General features: G+C 30.7%; 24 protein-coding genes. 22 read left to right on the top strand and 2 right to left on the bottom strand.

Going from position 1 to position 18,957, the window contains the following annotated elements; translation table 11 throughout:
- Positions 1-123 precede the first annotated feature (123 nt).
- From GKR88_08035 to GKR88_08000, 8 genes are all read left to right on the top strand, one after another.
- Entirely contained in the window at positions 124-1,245 is a 1,122-nt protein-coding gene (locus tag GKR88_08035; GenBank protein QMU64245.1) for a hypothetical protein, read from the top strand.
- Positions 1,246-1,379: 134 nt separating this feature from the next.
- Positions 1,380-2,213: a hypothetical protein gene (locus GKR88_08030; protein ID QMU64244.1), complete on the top strand. Its 834-nt coding sequence runs from the start codon at positions 1,380-1,382 to the stop codon at positions 2,211-2,213.
- A 6-nt stretch (positions 2,214-2,219) separates the two neighbouring features.
- A complete protein-coding gene (locus GKR88_08025) occupies positions 2,220-3,263 on the top strand; it encodes a hypothetical protein (protein ID QMU64243.1) in 1,044 nt (347 codons plus the stop codon).
- Entirely contained in the window at positions 3,260-3,529 is a 270-nt protein-coding gene (locus tag GKR88_08020) for a hypothetical protein (GenBank protein ID QMU64242.1), read from the top strand. Before GKR88_08025 ends, GKR88_08020 begins: the two co-directional genes overlap by 4 nt.
- A complete protein-coding gene (locus GKR88_08015) occupies positions 3,526-4,119 on the top strand; it encodes a hypothetical protein (protein ID QMU64241.1) in 594 nt (197 codons plus the stop codon). The genes GKR88_08020 and GKR88_08015 overlap by 4 nt, the downstream gene beginning before the upstream one ends.
- Positions 4,112-4,639, top strand: coding sequence for a DUF805 domain-containing protein (locus GKR88_08010; GenBank protein ID QMU64240.1), 528 nt, complete (start codon positions 4,112-4,114; stop codon positions 4,637-4,639). Before GKR88_08015 ends, GKR88_08010 begins: the two co-directional genes overlap by 8 nt.
- Before the next feature lie 2 nt (positions 4,640-4,641).
- The gene (locus tag GKR88_08005) at positions 4,642-5,529 is read left to right on the top strand and encodes a hypothetical protein (protein QMU64239.1); all 888 of its coding nucleotides are present in this window, start codon (positions 4,642-4,644) and stop codon (positions 5,527-5,529) included.
- 15 nt (positions 5,530-5,544) lie between these two features.
- On the top strand, positions 5,545-5,904 hold the full coding sequence (locus GKR88_08000; protein QMU64238.1) for a hypothetical protein: 360 nt from the start codon (positions 5,545-5,547) through the stop codon (positions 5,902-5,904).
- Between the two features lie 167 nt (positions 5,905-6,071).
- On the opposite strand, the gene GKR88_07995 is transcribed toward GKR88_08000, so the two are convergent.
- Positions 6,072-6,290 carry a helix-turn-helix domain-containing protein gene (locus GKR88_07995; GenBank protein ID QMU64237.1) on the bottom strand — a complete coding sequence of 73 codons (219 nt, stop codon included), beginning with the start codon at positions 6,288-6,290 and terminating at the stop codon, positions 6,072-6,074.
- A gap of 59 nt (positions 6,291-6,349) precedes the next feature.
- Between GKR88_07995 and GKR88_07990 the strand changes: the two genes are divergently transcribed.
- The 4 genes from GKR88_07990 (at position 6,350) to GKR88_07975 (ending at position 9,757) form a co-directional block, all read left to right on the top strand.
- Positions 6,350-6,541, top strand: a complete 192-nt coding sequence (locus GKR88_07990) for a type I addiction module toxin, SymE family (protein ID QMU64236.1) — start codon at positions 6,350-6,352, stop codon at positions 6,539-6,541.
- A 168-nt stretch (positions 6,542-6,709) separates the two neighbouring features.
- Positions 6,710-7,963: an IS3 family transposase gene (locus GKR88_07985; protein QMU64235.1), complete on the top strand. Its 1,254-nt coding sequence runs from the start codon at positions 6,710-6,712 to the stop codon at positions 7,961-7,963.
- Between the two features lie 41 nt (positions 7,964-8,004).
- Positions 8,005-9,090, top strand: coding sequence for a hypothetical protein (locus GKR88_07980; protein QMU64234.1), 1,086 nt, complete (start codon positions 8,005-8,007; stop codon positions 9,088-9,090).
- Positions 9,091-9,094: 4 nt separating this feature from the next.
- Positions 9,095-9,757 (top strand): hypothetical protein, encoded by a 663-nt coding sequence (locus tag GKR88_07975; protein ID QMU64233.1) that lies wholly within the window; start codon positions 9,095-9,097, stop codon positions 9,755-9,757.
- Positions 9,758-10,084: 327 nt separating this feature from the next.
- Here the strand turns inward: GKR88_07975 and GKR88_07970 are convergent, their stop codons facing one another.
- On the bottom strand, positions 10,085-10,303 hold the full coding sequence (locus tag GKR88_07970) for a helix-turn-helix domain-containing protein (protein ID QMU64232.1): 219 nt from the start codon (positions 10,301-10,303) through the stop codon (positions 10,085-10,087).
- 59 nt (positions 10,304-10,362) lie between these two features.
- On the opposite strand from GKR88_07970, the gene GKR88_07965 reads away from it, so the two are divergent.
- The 10 genes from GKR88_07965 to GKR88_07920 all read left to right on the top strand — a co-directional run bounded on the left by GKR88_07965 (position 10,363) and on the right by GKR88_07920 (position 18,728).
- A complete protein-coding gene (locus GKR88_07965) occupies positions 10,363-10,554 on the top strand; it encodes a type I addiction module toxin, SymE family (protein QMU64231.1) in 192 nt (63 codons plus the stop codon).
- Between the two features lie 192 nt (positions 10,555-10,746).
- The gene (locus GKR88_07960) at positions 10,747-11,118 is read left to right on the top strand and encodes a transposase (GenBank protein ID QMU64230.1); all 372 of its coding nucleotides are present in this window, start codon (positions 10,747-10,749) and stop codon (positions 11,116-11,118) included.
- A complete protein-coding gene (locus GKR88_07955; GenBank protein ID QMU64229.1) occupies positions 11,118-11,975 on the top strand; it encodes an IS3 family transposase in 858 nt (285 codons plus the stop codon). Before GKR88_07960 ends, GKR88_07955 begins: the two co-directional genes overlap by 1 nt.
- Positions 11,976-12,030: 55 nt before the next feature.
- Positions 12,031-12,519: a hypothetical protein gene (locus GKR88_07950; protein QMU64228.1), complete on the top strand. Its 489-nt coding sequence runs from the start codon at positions 12,031-12,033 to the stop codon at positions 12,517-12,519.
- Positions 12,519-13,133: a hypothetical protein gene (locus tag GKR88_07945; protein QMU64227.1), complete on the top strand. Its 615-nt coding sequence runs from the start codon at positions 12,519-12,521 to the stop codon at positions 13,131-13,133. Before GKR88_07950 ends, GKR88_07945 begins: the two co-directional genes overlap by 1 nt.
- Before the next feature lie 171 nt (positions 13,134-13,304).
- Complete coding sequence (locus tag GKR88_07940; protein QMU64226.1) at positions 13,305-13,538, top strand: hypothetical protein; 234 nt, start codon at positions 13,305-13,307, stop codon at positions 13,536-13,538.
- A 388-nt stretch (positions 13,539-13,926) separates the two neighbouring features.
- Entirely contained in the window at positions 13,927-14,157 is a 231-nt protein-coding gene (locus tag GKR88_07935) for a hypothetical protein (GenBank protein QMU66668.1), read from the top strand.
- Position 14,158: 1 nt separating this feature from the next.
- Positions 14,159-16,414: a hypothetical protein gene (locus GKR88_07930; GenBank protein ID QMU64225.1), complete on the top strand. Its 2,256-nt coding sequence runs from the start codon at positions 14,159-14,161 to the stop codon at positions 16,412-16,414.
- Complete coding sequence (locus GKR88_07925) at positions 16,411-17,673, top strand: restriction endonuclease (protein QMU64224.1); 1,263 nt, start codon at positions 16,411-16,413, stop codon at positions 17,671-17,673. Before GKR88_07930 ends, GKR88_07925 begins: the two co-directional genes overlap by 4 nt.
- Positions 17,670-18,728, top strand: a complete 1,059-nt coding sequence (locus GKR88_07920) for a DUF1016 family protein (GenBank protein QMU64223.1) — start codon at positions 17,670-17,672, stop codon at positions 18,726-18,728. Before GKR88_07925 ends, GKR88_07920 begins: the two co-directional genes overlap by 4 nt.
- Positions 18,729-18,957: the final 229 nt, after the last annotated feature.

The raw sequence follows: 18,957 nt of genomic DNA, 5'->3' as shown, positions 1-18,957 counted from the left end.
TCTGTACTTAACCGAAAAGTTAGTGCATTTTAATACGCTACTATTCTTATACTAGACCGTTAGTGGCAAGGTAAAGACCGAAAAAAATGACAGAAATATTAACTTTGAACAAAATATATAGATATGAGTAAGACGAAAATACCGCCAATAGTGAAAATTAGTGCCTACCTTTTGAGTTTAGGCACGTTTATAGTAGGTTTTTGGCACGCCCATTTGGGGTTAAAAAATCAACACTTTTTTGGCTCTGAAAATGGAAGCCTTGTGATAGCTGCAATTATATTGATTCTTATATTAATATCATACTACTTTGCGGTTAGCGGCAGAAAAGTTGCACTATTCTTCTATCTCATTTGTGCTTTCGCATTAATTGTATTTAATCTGAATTATTTCTACCCGTATGATTTTAAAGAAGATTTGGTTAAGGAAGAAGCTGGTATTTTAAAAGATACACTTATATCATATTCTACAAGAGCCCAAGCAATTATCGGTGTCGAGTCAGATGTGGTAGATGACTATATTGACTTGAAAGACTTGGAGAAGCAACTTATTAGCGAAGTGAGAGACCAAAATGGATTTAAAGCCAATGCAAGAGCCGTACTTAGTAAATTCAATGACATTTTAGCAAATTATAAAATCAATGCAATCAATCCCTCATTGGCGGGTGTAAATGAACCAACTGAACAGGCTCGTATTCTGCAAGGTTACATTACAAGTTCAATCGAGAGTTTTATAGCAAAAAACTTAGTCAACAGTGAGATAAATTTAGATGTTGCTGAAAGACTTTTCAAAGCAAAAGAGGATTTGAAATCACTAGAGATAAAATATATTCCAGAACTAGAGTTCATTCAGCGAGACACAACTAAAATAGACATAAGTAACGATAAAAAGAACATAGAAAACAATCCCAAGAATATTGCAAAAATTGCAAAAATTGTGTCTGAAGTTAATAGTACTACAAAACCAATTAATGATATAAATACGGGTAGTGCTGATTTCCCAAAACTTGAAGCCACAATAACCGAACTCGGAAGTGTGGGCCATACTTTACCTTCAATAGTTCAACACATAAAAAATGGAACTAAAGAGCAAAAAGTAGGAACGTGGAAGAACATTCTACTTGTTATATTTTTAGACTTAATTGTTCCCTTAGCCATCTACGTTTTAATAAGAAGGAAAGAAGATGAAGACGATGATGAAAATTTCTTTAATAGCCTATTCGGGAAAAATAAAAATTTCAATAAGTAAACCAAATAAATAGAAAGTAATGAGCGATTATATATCAACAGAAAATCAAGAGAGCCAATCGAATAATCCAGAACCAGAAAAATCTTCAAGGATTCCACTAGCGGATTTAAGTCAAAAAAACATAATGGAAATTTTTGACAACCTTAATCAAGAAGGTCGTCATATTGTTGTTCCCATTGGTTTTCCAAAAGCAGGAAAGTCTTTGTTCTTGTCGTCACTTTTGTATTATAGCCAAAGATATACTGAAAAAAAAATGGTCAGCACTTGATTTAAACGAGTATCCTTACGACAAAGGTAACGTGTCTAGAGATACTATGGTTAAGTACTTTGACGACAAGGAAGCATATCCTTCTACTGAAAAAGGAACCCTAGATTTAATAGGAATGGATATGGAACCGAACAAAAAGGGACTTCCGGTGCTTAAATTGGCTTTTGTTGATTTAGCTGGTGAAGATTTGGAGGAAATCAAGACTGACAATAAAGGTAAATTTAATCCTAAAATTGAAGGAATACTAAAAGCCTGTGAATTAGGTAAGCCTGTATTTTGTCTCATAACTCCTTATAAGCCTGTAAAAGGAGATAAAGACGAAGACACTTTGCATCAGAATTTTATAAACTATATAAAGGTTAATATGCCAAATCTTTATAGCGTATCTAAATTTATCGTTATAGTATCTCAATGGGATAAAATTCCAGTTAACGAAAATGTGGTAGTTGAAAATTACATTAAGCAATTTAGGCCATCACTAGACAATGCTATAAAAAGTAGAAACGCAAAAATAGTATATGGAGAATTTTCTGTAGGAAAGTTAGTCGACACATTTGATGATGACAATAACCCAGTGGTATATATACAAAGGCTAGACTTCCAATACCCACATAATTTCTGGAACAATTTATATAAACTTGCCACAGGTAAATCTGAAGGTGGTGGTTTATTTGCATTTTTTAAAAGACTATTTGGATAAATTATTATGGAAGATACTAGTATTATTTTCTTCGGAAAGCCAGATGGTTTTGAATCCTTCGGATTTAAGCCTCAAGGTGTAAAAAGCAAAGTAGACCATTTTGAGCCAAGTCTGAAACTGGAATCAAAGCATCAAGATGTATTTCACACGTTTACAAAAAATGGTTACTCATATTTAGAACTATACAGCTTCGCCAAAGCATATAATGCAGGACGTGACGGCATTGTGATTGGTGTAGCTATTAAGTCAAATAAAGAAATAGCTGTTAATGATAATAATTTTAAGATATTAAATGGACTCTTAAGTCATTTTAAAAAACAGGCATTAAGTGGGAAAATGTTCAACTCTACGAAAATATCGGATATGGTTAGTTCATTTAGTTTAGATGACAAAATATTTAGTGATTTTGAATTTACAGCCGATTACTCTAATGAACACGGAACATTACCTCTATTTCTTGAAGATTATGAATCTAAAATAAATCAGATTTCTGAATGTCGTAAAAGTTATTCAAATGTATATGTGTCAAATGAAAAGAATATTTTCAATACCAAATTAAATAATCGATTTTTGCACAAATTTGGCAATAAATTCTACACTATATCAAATTCGCAGTTAATTGAGTATAAAGAACCAGTTAGGACAAAACCTACACATACAACTAAAACTAGTACGGATAATGTTACCGACAAACTAAAAAGTGATATTCTAAGAGAAAAAAGCAAATACGTTGATTTAGAGAGTAAGTTAATCGCTTTTAGGAAATCTAGCGGCAAAAAAATCAAAGCACTTGCGATTACATCGGCAGTTTTATTGCTATCACTTGGGGCTTTTTTTTTAAGGACTTCTACTTGGATGACAAAAAGAATACTCAACCTCCAAGTATCGTTACAAGTCAAGATTCAGGCGTGGATAATGGAAATCAAAACAAACCCTCGCAGCAGGAAAACACTATTAATATTGATAATATTCTGGACAATCTTGACAATCGCTCTCTCCTTAGTGCTATACTTGTTAATATCGACCAATTTGAAAAGAACAAAGGGGTGAATCACTATAATGCTATAGTACGCGATTGTGAAAAACTGAATATTGACCATTCGTATTTCAAGAAACCTCAAAGCCCAACTATTAAACAGAAAACAGTGGAAGTTACTAGTGGAATGGGGATAAACACATTGCTTAATAAGTTCGACAATAAGTATACTAAAGATGAAATAATCGAGTGCAACAAAGATGCATTTGTGAGACCATCTGACGGAGATCCTTACCTGAAAGAAGCTGGAATGAAAATTATAATGCCTTGTACAGAATGATAAAAAGATTTCCTAAAGATATTTTTATCTTACCCGTTGTTTTGTTTGCATTTCTTGCTTTTAACTCGTGCGAAAACAATTGCAAAGATGAACAAATTGAAAAAGTAGAATGGTTTACTGAATATAAGAATGTTTATGTGGATACTTTAGTTGATTACTCCATAGTTCGTGATGAATTAGTGTTTAATGATACAACCAAGAGAGTAACACACTTTGTATCAATAAAAAATAATAGCACAAAGTATTCAAATGAATTTTCAGTTAGTTATAAGTACGGATATTTCAGTTCTTATAACAAGGAGAACTCTTATAAAGAATATCAAACAGAATATACAACTATAGAACCAGATTCAATCTTTACTTTTGAGTTTGAACGACAAGCAAATTATTACAATAATTTTAACAACTCTATCACGGTTCTTCAACATTCCAAGGAAGTTGAAGTTTCAATGAGATATGACAAACTTAAAACTGAGCTAATAACAATTAATACCTGTGTTGACAATGTTGATGTACTTAAGGAAAAGTATAATACTATTAAGAACTTATATAATTTTAAGATAGATACTATCAAATTGACAAATGAGTAAAAAAGGAAACATCTATCAATATAAACTGCCCAAATCTACAAATGAAGAAGTGGGCTTTCTATCAATAAAAGGTAGAATCACGCTTAGAGCATTTCTGCTTAGGAGTTTATTGATATTTCTACTCATATTCTTTTCGAATTATGTATTCTTCAGCTATTCATTTCCTACCTATGAAAGTTATGTTTCTTCTATTGCTGAAAAATCAGATGTATACTGGAGCGAAGTAGAATATCTATTCGCATTACAAAACGACCTTCCTCCCAATGACTTTTATTTACAGTATAGAATTTTTGCCATTGCTAATTTCATAGTTTTACCTTTAATAGCAATTATATTTCTTCTGATACAAAGTATAAAAAGAATACACGACACAAATAAGACTGGTTGGCTGATTTTGATTCCCTTATACAACCTTTTTCTCCTATTGTCGAAAGGTACAATCAGTACAAATAAGTTCGGCATTGACCCAAGACCAGTTAAAAATGTCAAGTATTTTGATGAGTTGAAAGAAAAAAAATGAAGATGTCTTTAATCATATTGACAGCTTTAATCAGCACTTTTCTCATTTATAAAGTTGTGTCTCTATCTTTTGAAAAACAACAGATAAATCTTGAAATTTCCGAGCTAAAAAGCATTAAGTATGGTCTCTTTGATGTTAATGAATGGAAGCAAAAGATAACAGATGTATTTTTTGACAGGATAAACGAATATGAACTCAACCCTGAAAACAAAGAGCACCTTAAGAAATATATCGAAACTGGAATCTATATCTTGATAGACGAAGTAGATAGATTTTTGGAAACAGAACAAGACAAGGGTAATCTTATTGAGCAACTTATCAAGACTTTTGTTTATAGTGTATCATTTAACAAGAATAATTTCAAAGGGCAAGTGCCTGAATGGGCTGATGAAATAATATCAATCGTTGAAACTCCCGAAACTCAAAATCGGATAAAGGAGCAGTTATCAAGTGGGCTTCACGTTCTTTTTGATAAAAACCCATCCCTTACGAATTACAGCGTGAGAAACACTATTTTAGATAAATACAATTTCGCACATTCAGAAACAGTTACCTGTTTACAATATCTAGAAACGGAAAAAGAAGGATTGAATAAAAAACTAAAATTATTTTCATTGTTCCTAATTTTTCTAACAATAAGCATTTTTTGTAGTCAATTTATCCCGAATATCGGAAGTCTCGAAAAAACTGTTTATCCATTAATTGCATTGTGTTCTTGTTTTTTTGTTGGAGTCTTAATACCAATGATTTCTCTTGATGTACGACTGGATACTTTTGAATTTATACTAATCGGAGAGAAAATTGAGTTTAAAAACCAAGTTTTATACTTTCGTTCAAAGAGTATTATACAGGTAATAAAAATACTTTTTCAAGACGGTTCTTTTAACTAATTCTTTACAGGTTTATTGATTTTAGCTTTCAGCGTTATATTCCCATTTACTAAAATAACATCAATAATCTATGAAATAGCAAGTAAAACGACTAATCAGTTTACTGACTTCTTCATTAGAAAAACGAGTAAATGGAGTATGGCAGATGTTTTTATAGTAGCGATTTTTTTGTCCTATATTGGGATTAGTAGTTTTTTAGACAACGTTTTGAAAATATCGGTATCCCGGACTAGCAACATAAGTGTTATTCCAAATACTAATAATTCAAATTTGGAAATGGGTGTTATTTTCTTTTCTCTGTTTGTTATATTCTCATTGTTATATAAGTCTGGAAGTACAGGGAACTTAAAACCAAAATATGACAACTATTTTTAAATGAGAGACATAAGACACCCAGCCACTAACATCATATATGATGCCATACCCTGCGGGATACGGCACATATACACGACCGTTGGGCGTAATTGGCAATAAAATGATAAAATCTGTTGGTTATCAAATAAAGTGGAATCATACATCTAAAGTAATACAGTAAAATTGAGCTATTTTAGAAGTACAGAAACCGAAATTTCTAATCCATCAGCAATTTTCATCAAAGTAAACAAACGAGGATTCGTTTTTCCGTTTTCAATCATATACAATTGAGTTCTTCCAATTCCACAATCAAAAGCAAAAGACTTTTGGTCAATCTCTTTTTCTTCTCTTAATTGCTTGATTTTAGCACCTAATTTTTTAAAATATTTTAATTCTTTTGTGTTCACTATACCGAATTTCGATAAATTATTTATATATTGTGTTCGTCATAACGAACAAGTTTTTAATGAGTCGATTTAGAAAGCTAAAAATTTATCAAAAATACCAATCTCGCGAATGGAGTAAATATGCTGTTGTTCCTGAAATTCGACTTGAAGGAAAATGGTTGAGAGAACTTGGATTTGAAATCGGAAAAGAAATTGAGATTGACCAACAAAAAAATAAACTGACTATTACACTAACTGACAAAAACGAATGAAAAGTAACATACGCCCAACACGGTATATAAAAAATAGCGGTTTAAGTGCTTCATTTAAAGTTAGTTTTGTAAATTTAGCATTAGGTATAAATTGAAAAGTCAGTGCTTTTAAGTCCGCTACTTTTCATATACTAAATCGTTGGGCGCAATTGTGACCCGTCCTGAAATATGTATACAAAAAACAACAAGTATATGTATAAAAATGATGGATATGTAAGACGTTATAGTGAGAGTTTTAAACTCAAAGTATTAGCAGAACTTACCAAAGGAAACCATTCCAAAAGACAAATTGCCTTAACTTACGGCATACAATCTAGTACGATAAACGTATGGATTAAAAAATATGACCGTAAAGATTTAATGAACACCCGTGTAACCGTGCAAACAGACGACGAATTATCCCGTATTAAAGCCCTTCAAAAAGAGCTAAAACAACTCAAAGATCTTCTTATTAAAAAGGATCTAGATAAACTTGTGAATGATAGTTATCTTGAAGTAGCTGCTGAAAATCTTGGCTATAAAAATGTTGAAGAATTAAAAAAAAAACTTAAACATAAAGCCTTAATGAAAATAGCACCGATTAATAGAAAAAAAAGAAGGTACGCCATCGCTACTATTTGTAATGCTTTCGAGTTAAAAAGAGATGCTTATTACAAATATCAAAAAAGGTTTGTTCTTAAAAAACAAATAGAACAAAATGTAATAATGCTTGTTAAAAAAAGCAGGAAAACATTACCCAGAGAAGGTACTAGAAAGCTAATGAAATCCTTACATAATGATTTTAGGAAACAGAATATAAATATAGGTAGAGACCAGTTATTTAGAATCTTAAAAGAAAATAATTTGTTAATTAGAAGGAAAAAATATTCTTCTAAAACAACCAACTCTTACCATCGTTTTTATAAATATAAAAATATCATAAAAGACCTGATCATTAATAGACCTAACCAAGTTTGGGCTTCGGATATTACCTATATAAGAACTATAAATGGATTTTGTTATTTAGCACTTATTACTGATATGTATTCAAGAAAAATAGTAGGCTATGATATTAGTGATAGTTTAGAACTTAAAGGCTGTGTTAGAGCTTTAAATAAAGCTATTTATCAAACTAAAAATACCGAAGAAATCATACATCATTCTGATAGAGGAATACAATATTGTAGCAATGTTTATACTCAAATTTTGAAAAGAAAAAAGATACAAATCAGTATGACCCAAGAAAATCATTGCTACGAAAACGCAATGGCCGAAAGAGTTAACGGAATTTTAAAAGATGAATTCTTCCTCGACCAAACATTTACAAATATCAATCACGCCAAAAAAGCAACAAAAAATGCAATCAAATTATATAATAATAAAAGATTACATTTATCTTTAGATTATAAAACACCTAATTACGTGCACAAAAATGTAGCATAAATTTTAATAATTAACTGTAGCCCTATTTTAGGACGAGACATATGATGAAACACAGTTTATTAATATTAGTTATAGTTTTTAATATTCATCAGTTGGTATATTCTCAAAGTTGTAGTTATACAATTGAAATAATGTATGAACCTGGTCGAAAATTGGTAAATGGAAAAAGTGAATACGATTTACCAAAACAATGGAAATCACTTGGTGGTGTAAAAGGCGGTACAAATTTTTTCTTTCTCAAATATGAAGCCTTTTTAAAAGATGCCAACACATTAAGTAACAATAAAAGAGATAGGTGGAATAAAATTGTAATAACTAACAAATCCAAATTTGAAGTAGGCTTAAACCTGAAATGGAAAAATCAATCTTCAGGTGGTAGAGCATATATAAAACCTGGTGGTAGTTATACTTTTGAGAGTAATATTTTCGATAAACCATACGCAACAGCAGAAATAAATAAGGTAACTTTTAAATTTAATAAAAATGAAAGAAAAAAATACGGAACATATGAAACGAAATATTTAAAGTGTCTTGAAACTGCTGAAAGTGTTATAAATAGATTGTCAATTAAAAATCAAGTTCAGAAATCAAAACAAAATAATAAAGAGGATGATTTTTGGTCCGGTAAGAAAGAATCTAAAAAAGCAACATCAAACATTAATAGAAAAGACGATTTTTGGAGTGGTGGACAATCAAACAAAAAAGCTAAACAAAATAATGATGAAAACTTTTGGTCTGGTAAGGGAAATCAAAAAGAAGAAGACTATTTTAAACAAAAAACAAAGCCTAAAGAAAGTAATCAATTTATCGGTGAAATAAATAGCAATACCAAATACATAAGAATTGTATGTAAAGACCACGGAAGTGAAGATGGAGACAGAGTGGCTTTACTTAACAATAAATCAATTGTAGAATCTAATATATATTTAACTAATTCCCCAAAAACATTTAAAATCCAATTAAAATGGGGTATGAATCGTATAGACTTTAAAGCATTAAATCAAGGAACTGCTGGACCAAATACCGCAAAGTTTGATGTTTATGACGACACAGGAAAACTAATATCTTCTAAAGAATGGAATTTACTTACAGGCTTTACAGGAACTTTATTAATCACTAAATTTTAAAAAAATGAGAGCATTTTTAATACTATTATTATCTCTAATTAGTTTTAATTCTTATTCGCAATTAGATGAGAACACAAAAGCAAAGCTTTATTTTGTTGAAGCAGAAAAACAATTCAATCAAAATAATTATACTCAAGCTATTGAATATGTAGAAAAAGCAGAACGAGAATTAGGTGCTCCTAATGCTAGGACTCTTAATTTAAAGATTAAGGCTTTTTACAATGATGGAAAATTTAAAAAAGCTGAAATAGCTTTAAATCTATTCATTAATGAGCATCAAAAGAATGCTACTAAAAAAATCAAAAATGAGACTTTAAGCTATTTTGTGAGGATAGAAAAATCTGTCGAAGAACAAAACAAAGAAGCGATCAGATTGGCGGAACAAAGAAAAATAAAAGAAAGAGAAAGAGTAGCAAGGTTAGAAAAAGAAAGAGTAAAAAAAGAGAGACTAAAAAAGATAAGTGAGGACTGCTCTTATGTAAGATGTACTAATTACTGTTCAAGTGGAAAAGTAACTAAAACTGGAACAAGGACTTGTCAAACCTGCTGGGGTGTGGGTAATTTAGGATATACAAAAATTACTTCCAATGGTTATGGTGGGTTAAGTGGAGGTACATTAAAAACTTGTACAGGGTGTTATGGAAAAAAAAGAAACAGTTACTTATAAAGTTAAATGTAAAATATGTAATGGAAAAGGAAAGCTATTTAAATATAGAGGTAGTTTAAATCCAACTTCAAGTGAACTGAATGAGGTCAAACGAAAATATTTCTAAATACTTGTGCTAACACGGTGTATAAGTAATAGCGGTTTAAGTGATAAAACAAAAGTATAAACATAAAACAAAGGTCAGTGCCAAACTGAAAGATTTGTGAGTAGAAATCCGCTACTACTCATACACAAGACCGTTGGGCGCAATTGGCAATAAAATGATAAAATCTGTTGGTTATCAAATAAAGTGGAATCATACATCTAAAGTAATACAGTAAAATTGAGCTATTTTAGAAGTACAGAAACCGAAATTTCTAATCCATCAGCAATTTTCATCAAAGTAAACAAACGAGGATTCGTTTTTCCGTTTTCAATCATATACAATTGAGTTCTTCCAATTCCACAATCAAAAGCAAAAGACTTTTGGTCAATCTCTTTTTCTTCTCTTAATTGCTTGATTTTAGCACCTAATTTTTTAAAATATTTTAATTCTTTTGTGTTCACTATACCGAATTTAGATAAATTATTTATATATTGTGTTCGTCATAACGAACAAGTTTTTAATGAGTCGATTTAGAAAGCTAAAAATTTATCAAAAATACCAATCTCGCGAATGGAGTAAATATGCTGTTGTTCCTGAAATTCGACTTGAAGGAAAATGGTTGAGAGAACTTGGATTTGAAATCGGAAAAGAAATTGAGATTGACCAACAAAAAAATAAACTGACTATTACACTAACTGACAAAAACGAATGAAAAGTAACATACGCCCAACACGGTATATAAAAAATAGCGGTTTAAGTGCTTCATTTAAAGTTAGTTTTGTAAATTTAGCATTAGGTATAAATTGAAAAGTCAGTGCTTTTAAGTCCGCTACTTTTCATATACTAAATCGTTGTAAAACATTTTGACCCGTCCTGAAATATGTATACAAAAAACAACAAGTATATGTATAAAAATGATGGATATGTAAGACGTTATAGTGAGAGTTTTAAACTCAAAGTATTAGCAGAACTTACCAAAGGAAACCATTCCAAAAGACAAATTGCCTTAACTTACGGCATACAATCTAGTACGATAAACGTATGGATTAAAAAATATGACCGTAAAGATTTAATGAACACCCGTGTAACCGTGCAAACAGACGACGAATTATCCCGTATTAAAGCCCTTCAAAAAGAGCTAAAACAACTCAAAGATCTTCTTATTAAAAAGGATCTAGATAAACTTGTGAATGATAGTTATCTTGAAGTAGCTGCTGAAAATCTTGGCTATAAAAATGTTGAAGAATTAAAAAAAAACTTAAACATAAAGCCTTAATGAAAATAGCACCGATTAATAGAAAAAAAAGAAGGTACGCCATCGCTACTATTTGTAATGCTTTCGAGTTAAAAAGAGATGCTTATTACAAATATCAAAAAAGGTTTGTTCTTAAAAAACAAATAGAACAAAATGTAATAATGCTTGTTAAAAAAAGCAGGAAAACATTACCCAGAGAAGGTACTAGAAAGCTAATGAAATCCTTACATAATGATTTTAGGAAACAGAATATAAATATAGGTAGAGACCAGTTATTTAGAATCTTAAAAGAAAATAATTTGTTAATTAGAAGGAAAAAATATTCTTCTAAAACAACCAACTCTTACCATCGTTTTTATAAATATAAAAATATCATAAAAGACCTGATCATTAATAGACCTAACCAAGTTTGGGCTTCGGATATTACCTATATAAGAACTATAAATGGATTTTGTTATTTAGCACTTATTACTGATATGTATTCAAGAAAAATAGTAGGCTATGATATTAGTGATAGTTTAGAACTTAAAGGCTGTGTTAGAGCTTTAAATAAAGCTATTTATCAAACTAAAAATACCGAAGAAATCATACATCATTCTGATAGAGGAATACAATATTGTAGCAATGTTTATACTCAAATTTTGAAAAGAAAAAAGATACAAATCAGTATGACCCAAGAAAATCATTGCTACGAAAACGCAATGGCCGAAAGAGTTAACGGAATTTTAAAAGATGAATTCTTCCTCGACCAAACATTTACAAATATCAATCACGCCAAAAAAGCAACAAAAAATGCAATCAAATTATATAATAATAAAAGATTACATTTATCTTTAGATTATAAAACACCTAATTACGTGCACAAAAATGTAGCATAAATTTTAATAATTAACTGTAGCCCTATTTTAGGACGAGACATTTGAACCAATCTCTATGAAGAAAATAATCTTACTCGGAATGCTTTTACCTTTTATGGCATTTTCTCAAACCGAAAACAAAATTGAAGGACTGACAATCAACACACCTTGTGAATTAGAATATACTCGGAATTTAGGAAATCAAAACAATTATAGTTGTGTTTTTCAAGACAATAACGAAAATATATTCCAATATTCCGCAACAGTTCAAAATCTTTTTGAGGATATGAAAGGTTTAACTGGCAATTCTCTTCAAGTATATAAAGACCAATTTTTTAAAACAGCGAAAGAAAACGCTCAATCGAATGGAGAAAAGACAGAGAATATTGTTTTAGCAAACGGACAAAAAGCATTGAAAATAGAATCTTATCTAACATATGCAGACCAAAAATTTGCTAATACTTCAATTTTATTTCTTTATAAACAAAAAAGTTTCATTGTCAATCTTACTACCAACGAATTAAAAAAATCATATAATTTAACTGACCGAATAAAAATAAAATAATGAAATATTATTCAGAATTTACCACAGAATATGTAAATGACATCTGCAAAGAATTAAGTGCAAAAGGAGTTATAGCAGACAAATTTGAAAACAAACCATTTGAGCCAGAAAGTTTTGAAACTTTAACTAATTTTCTTCAAAATCATATTGTTAGGTCTTTAGACATTTTTACATATTTAGACAATTTAGGTTTAGTAAACAGAGGAAAATGTCCTTATAATGGTCAAAGAATTGACGAGTCTTTTCCAAGTTGGTCTTTTATGAATAATCGAAGAGTTTATGTTTCTCACGAAGGTTATGCAGTAATGCAAAAAGAAGACGAAGCAGAATATGAAAAAATAATGGGACATCCTAAACCTCAAAAAAGTGCGACAAGTGGAAAAAGCGGTTGTTATATTGCAACAGCTTGCTACGGAAATGAATTTGCACCTGAAGTTTTACATTTAAAATTTTTCAGAGATAACACATTGTCAAAAAATTATTTTGGTAGATTTTTTATAAAAACATATTATTTCCTTTCACCACCTTTTGCGGAAAAACTAAAAGACAAAGAAAGATTAAATACATTTATCAGAAATCAGATTTTAAACAGAATCGTAAAGCGAATTAAATAATGGTTTGGTTTTTTTTAATTTTAATAATAGGTGGTTATGTATTTTGGAAATTTAATAATGATTCCAAAAAAGTAGCGAGAAGAAATGAATCATTCGGGGGAATGAAAAAAATGTTTCCCGAATTTGTTCAGCATTTTGAAGATAACGGATTTGAGCTTGTTGAAAATTCTGGTGCAAAATTTAGTTTACAAGAAATCTTTAACTAATAATTCGGCTTATAATAAATATTTATTTTTAGGTGTAGAAAGTAAATTTACGAATATTGCATTTGGATATGTAATAAACGGAAATGGAGAAAAGATTAACGGACTGAATGTCGAGTTTGCGAAAAATTACAGACTTGAAGAAGTGGAAATGATTGTCCGAAAAATAACTGGGAATTTACAAATAACAGGAGTAATCTGAATAAAAAACGTTTTACAACAACGTGTATAAAACATAGCTATTATAGGCTTTCCGAAAGGTTTGTGTGTATTTTCGAAGACCGCCAAATTTTTAAATTTGGCATTTAAGAATGATAAATTAAAAACAAAATATAAAAATTCGGCTCTGTGTTAATCCGAAAAGTTAGTGTCTTTTTATACGCTACGTTTCATACACAAGACCGTTGTGTTTCATACTGACCAACCGCATATTTTAGCACTTTCGGTTTTTGCCAACGCTCAATTCCAACGCTTAAAAACCAAAAGAGCTAAAATTTCCCAACGCTTTCTGGAAGTTTATAGACTATATTTATTGAAATGTAGTAAATAATTCTATACTTGCAACTATATAACAAATGAAATCAGAAATAATGGATAATTCTGAATTAAAAAAAGACCGATTTAAACGAGTAGCTTCGAGAAGAGTGGAAAACATTCTAAAGGGAATCCGTAGTCTTTCAAAGTGTTCGAATGAAAACAATTACGAATATAATGAGGAAGACTTAAATAAAATGGTTAAAGCAATTAAAGAGGAACTAAAAACAATGGAAACTCTTTATAAAAAGAACTTAAAAAACAATACCGAATCTTTTAACTTTTAGTATGAACGAAATATTTCAAGACCTTATTAACGCTCATAAGCCTGACGAAATAAGAAAACTTATTCAAAAAATAGGAACTTCCAAAATCCGTTGGGAAAATGTTGGTGGAAAAAGAAATAATACAGGAATAATTAATATCGGAACAGACCCAGCAGGTGGTGTTACTGAACGAATTACAAATGCAATAGATGCAGTACTTGAAAAGGAATGGAAATTGCAAGGCAAACCAATAGGTTTTCGTTCTCCTCGTAGAGCATCTGAAGATTGGTTTGGTATAGAAGATGGTAAACTCTCTAAAATAAAATCTGCAAGAGATAAAAAAATAGACCAACTTTCAGATAAGGTTCGAGTTACATTGTTTGATTCTGGAAAAGACACAAAACCAACAGTTGAAATTCGGGATAAAGGAATAGGTTTGAAACCAGAACAATTTTCTGATACAATTTTGTCTATTAACCAAGATAATAAAATTGGGAAATTACATTTAATGGGTGCTTTTGGTCAAGGTGGTTCAACTGCTCTTGCCTATAATAATTTAACCATAATTATTTCAAAACCATCTTTCAGAGAAGATAATCGAAAAAAGAGCAAAATAGTTTTTTCAATAGTTCGTATTAATCAAGGAGATATTGATAAAGACAAACACGAGTGGTATGAGTATATGGTTGAAAAATCTACAGGACAGCCATTTACACTCGAAGTTGAAGATGATATTTTCGAACCTGGAACTCTTGTTCGTCATATTATGATGGACTTGGGAAAATATAAAGGTAAAATTACAACACCTTCAAATTCCTTTTGGTATTTAGCTCATAGCTATTTATTCGACCCAATAATTCCATTTACAATTTCTGACCGAAGAAATGGTAGAAAAGAAAATAGAACAGTTACTGGAAATAACCGTTTACTTACTTACACAGACAATTTAGAATATAGAAATGAAGCAAGTCTAACTTTTAAAAATGGTAAAGTAACTATTTATTGGTGGGTTTTAAACACTCTCGGACAAGACCCAAGAGATAGAATAAAGCATTATGCGAGCATATCACAGCCGATAATCATAACATTTAATGGTCAAAAGCAAGGAACATTAGGTAATGGTCTAATTAAAAAAGACCTTAAACTTCCATATTTAGATAGATATTTGATTGTTCATATTGAAGCAGATTATTTAGATAACGATTCAAAACGTCAGCTTTTTAGTAGCACAAGAGAATCTTTAAAGGCAACCTCAATAGTTGATGAACTGACTAAACTAACTGTTGACACTTTAGATGCTGATGATGAACTGAAAAGACTAGATAAAGAGAGAAAACAACGTTATTTCACTAAAGACGACACTCAAGTTCTAGACAGTTTAAAGAAAAGATTGGCAAAAAGAATCAATACTTATTTACAAAGTTCGGGTAGTGGGACTTCTGTAACTACAACATCTGTAGGCGAAAGCTCTCCTACCACAAAATTACCTGAAATTCCATTTGAAGACCCACCAACATTTTTTGAGATTACAACAAAATCTCCTAAAGAAGTTTATCAGAATAAATCTTTTTATATAAAATTCAAAACAGACGCACATCCAAACTATTTTGCAAAAGCAGAAACATTTGTAGCGTTCATAGAACCACAATCTTTAGGTTCTTTTACAGGAACTGCTAGAGTTAACAACGGTTATGGTATTGCATATTTTAAAACCAATGAAGATACAGAAATTGGGGAAAATGGGGAAATATCTCTTGAATTAAGACCTCCAGGACAAAAATCTCTAACATCATCAATTGAAATTCAAATTGTCGAAAGTCCTGAAAATTCAGATACAGACAAGGACGGAAAAAATAAATCTCCAAATATTAGAATCGACTATGTAGGTAAAGACCATTTATATTTTACAGACAATAATTGGGATCAAAATAGTGTTGCTGGTGTTGAAAGTGACCAAGATGAAATTATTATTTGGGTGTCGGAAGAAAACAAAAATCTGAACAAACTAGTTTCAAGAGCTCAAAGGAAAAATGACGAAGCTGTTCAAAATATTAAAAACAAATATCTCGAACATATTTCATTCTATGCTTTTGTTCTAGATAAAAACAGTCCTGATAAAGTATTGACAAAAGATGATGAGGAAATCCCTACTGAATCCTATTCCAAGATTAAAGAATCAGAATTAAGAAACGCAAGTGAAACTGTTTGTGGTATGATTACCGACTTCTTTGAAATGATTATAATTGAGAGTGTTGAATCTGAAACCGTAGAAATATGATTAATGAGCAGGTTCATATAACTCCTTGGGCAGATAAAAGTGATGCAGACCCATTGCATTCGCTTTGTTCATATTTAGGTGCTTTCCCTCCTTCTCTTGCAAGTTATTTCATTAAATATTTTACTGATGAAGATGATTTAGTTTTTGACCCTTTTTCTGGTCGAGGAACAACTATTTTGGAAAGTAGAATGCTTAATAGAAAATCTTTTGGTTCTGACTTAAATCCAATAGCTTTAGCATTGAGCAAAGCAAAAAGTCATTATTTAAATAAAAAGAACATAATAGCACGAATTAATGAATTAGAAGAAGATTATGATTACGCACTTTTTCTTCCAGAAGCTCAAGCTCAATCAGACGAAATTCTTTTAATTTTTCATCAACGGACTTTAGCTCAATTGTGCTACCTAAAAGATATTCTTCTAAACTCTAAAGAAAAGGTTGACCAATTTTTAACTGGAACTATTTTAGGAGTTATGCACGGAGGAGAAAGAAAAGATGGCACATCTGGTTATTTGTCAATTAGTATGCCCAACACTTTTAGTATGTCTCCAGAATATGTAAGGCGATTTGTACAAACAAAAGAGCTAAATAGAATAGACAGAAATGTGTTTGAGATAATGCGAGAAAAGGTTGAACGTGTTTATAAAAAACATAAATCACCAAAAATTGAATCTATTGTTGCAGAATGTGATGCCAAAGAAATTACAAAATCAAATGAACTTAAAAAATATCAAGGCAAAGTAGATTTACTTTTAACATCACCACCTTATTTGGGAATTGTTAACTATGCAAAACAAAATTGGATTCGTTCTTGGTTTCTAGATTCTGACCCTATTGAAATTTCTGAAAAGCTTGATGATGATTTGAACATTAATCAATGGGTTAAATTTTCAAAAAAAACACTTACCGAATTCAAAAAAATGCTGAAACCAAACGGAGTGGCAGTATTTGTAATTGGAGATGTTGCAAAATCCAAAAACAGCTTTATTCCTCTGGCTAGAGAATTTGCAATGATGGTTAAAGAAAATGACCTATTCAGAAATGTTTGGATTTTTTCAGATTATATTCAAGGAGTAGATAAAACAACAAGAATTTGGGGAGAAACCAAAGGAAAAGCAACTGCAACTGACAGAATCGTTATTTTATCTGACATCAATCCTTTTGAAAACAACAACAGAATAAATGGTAAGTCTGTTTTAGCGTATAAATTAATTCAAGAAAGTACAAAACACTTTTTAGGCGATTTGATAGAACAATGACAAACAAACCTTCAAATACAAGATTCTATTCTCAAATTGTAGATTTATTACAATCTGCAAGAAACAAGGTTGTTCACACAGTTAACCAAACAATGGTACTCACGTACTTTGAAATTGGCAAAATGTTAGTGGAAGAAGAACAAGGTGGAAAAGAAAGAGCAGATTATGGTAAACAAATTTTAAAAGAATTATCTAGGGTACTAACAAAAGAGTTTGGGAAAGGGTTTTCGGTCGATAATCTTGAAAATATGAGGCGTTTTTATGTGGCTTATGGAAAATCCGAAACGCTGTCTCGGATTTCTACAAAAACAATTTCCGAAACAACGTCTAGGGAATTGACACAAGACGAATTTATTTTAAGTTGGTCGCATTATTTAAAATTGATGCGAATTGATGACGAAAACGAGCGTAAATTTTATGAAATAGAATCTTTCAAGAATAATTGGAGCGTAAGAGAATTACAACGTCAATATGATTCAGCTTTATACACAAGACTTGTTTTAAGCAGAGATAAAGACAAAGTAAAAGAACTTTCGGAAAAAGGACTCATCCTAGAAAAACCAAAAGATGCAATCAAAGACCCTTACATTTTGGAATTTATTGGACTTCCAGAACATTCCAATTATTCGGAAAGCCAATTAGAGCAAGAAATAATTGATAAACTTGAACATTTTCTGCTAGAGCTAGGTAACGGATTCACATTTGTTGCGAGACAAAAAAGGATTTCATTTGACGACAAACATTTTAGAATTGATTTAGTATTCTATAACCGAATTTTGAAATGTTTCGTGCTGATTGACTTGAAAATAGGAGAACTTAAACATCAAGACATTGGACAAATGCAGATGTATGTGAATTATTATGACCGAGAAATTCGATTGGAGGAGGAAAATAAAACAATCGGAATTGTTCTTTGCCAAAACAAGAACGAATCTGTTGTGGAATATACGTTGCCTGAAAACAATGAACAGATATTTGCGAGTAAGTACAAAACAGTCTTGCCAAGTAAAGACGAACTGAAATTAATAATAGCTGAACGGAATAGCCAACGCTAAAAGTCATACACATTTGCAATTCGCTACAGCCGACACCCAAGCCAAAAATTGCAAAAGAGTATGTCTTTGCCAACGCTAGCAAGTTTGCGGAAAAAAGTACGAAAACACAACAACGTATATAAAAAATAGCGGTTTAAGTGCTTAAACGAAAGATAAATAATAAAATAAAGGTCTGTGTCAATCCGAAAAGTTAGTGCTTAAAAACCCGCTACTTTTCATATACAAGACC

The sequence above is a fragment of the Flavobacteriaceae bacterium genome, assembly GCA_014075215.1.
Taxonomy (GTDB): Bacteria; Bacteroidota; Bacteroidia; order Flavobacteriales; family Flavobacteriaceae; genus Polaribacter.
This window is presented reverse-complemented; position numbering and strand designations above follow the sequence as displayed.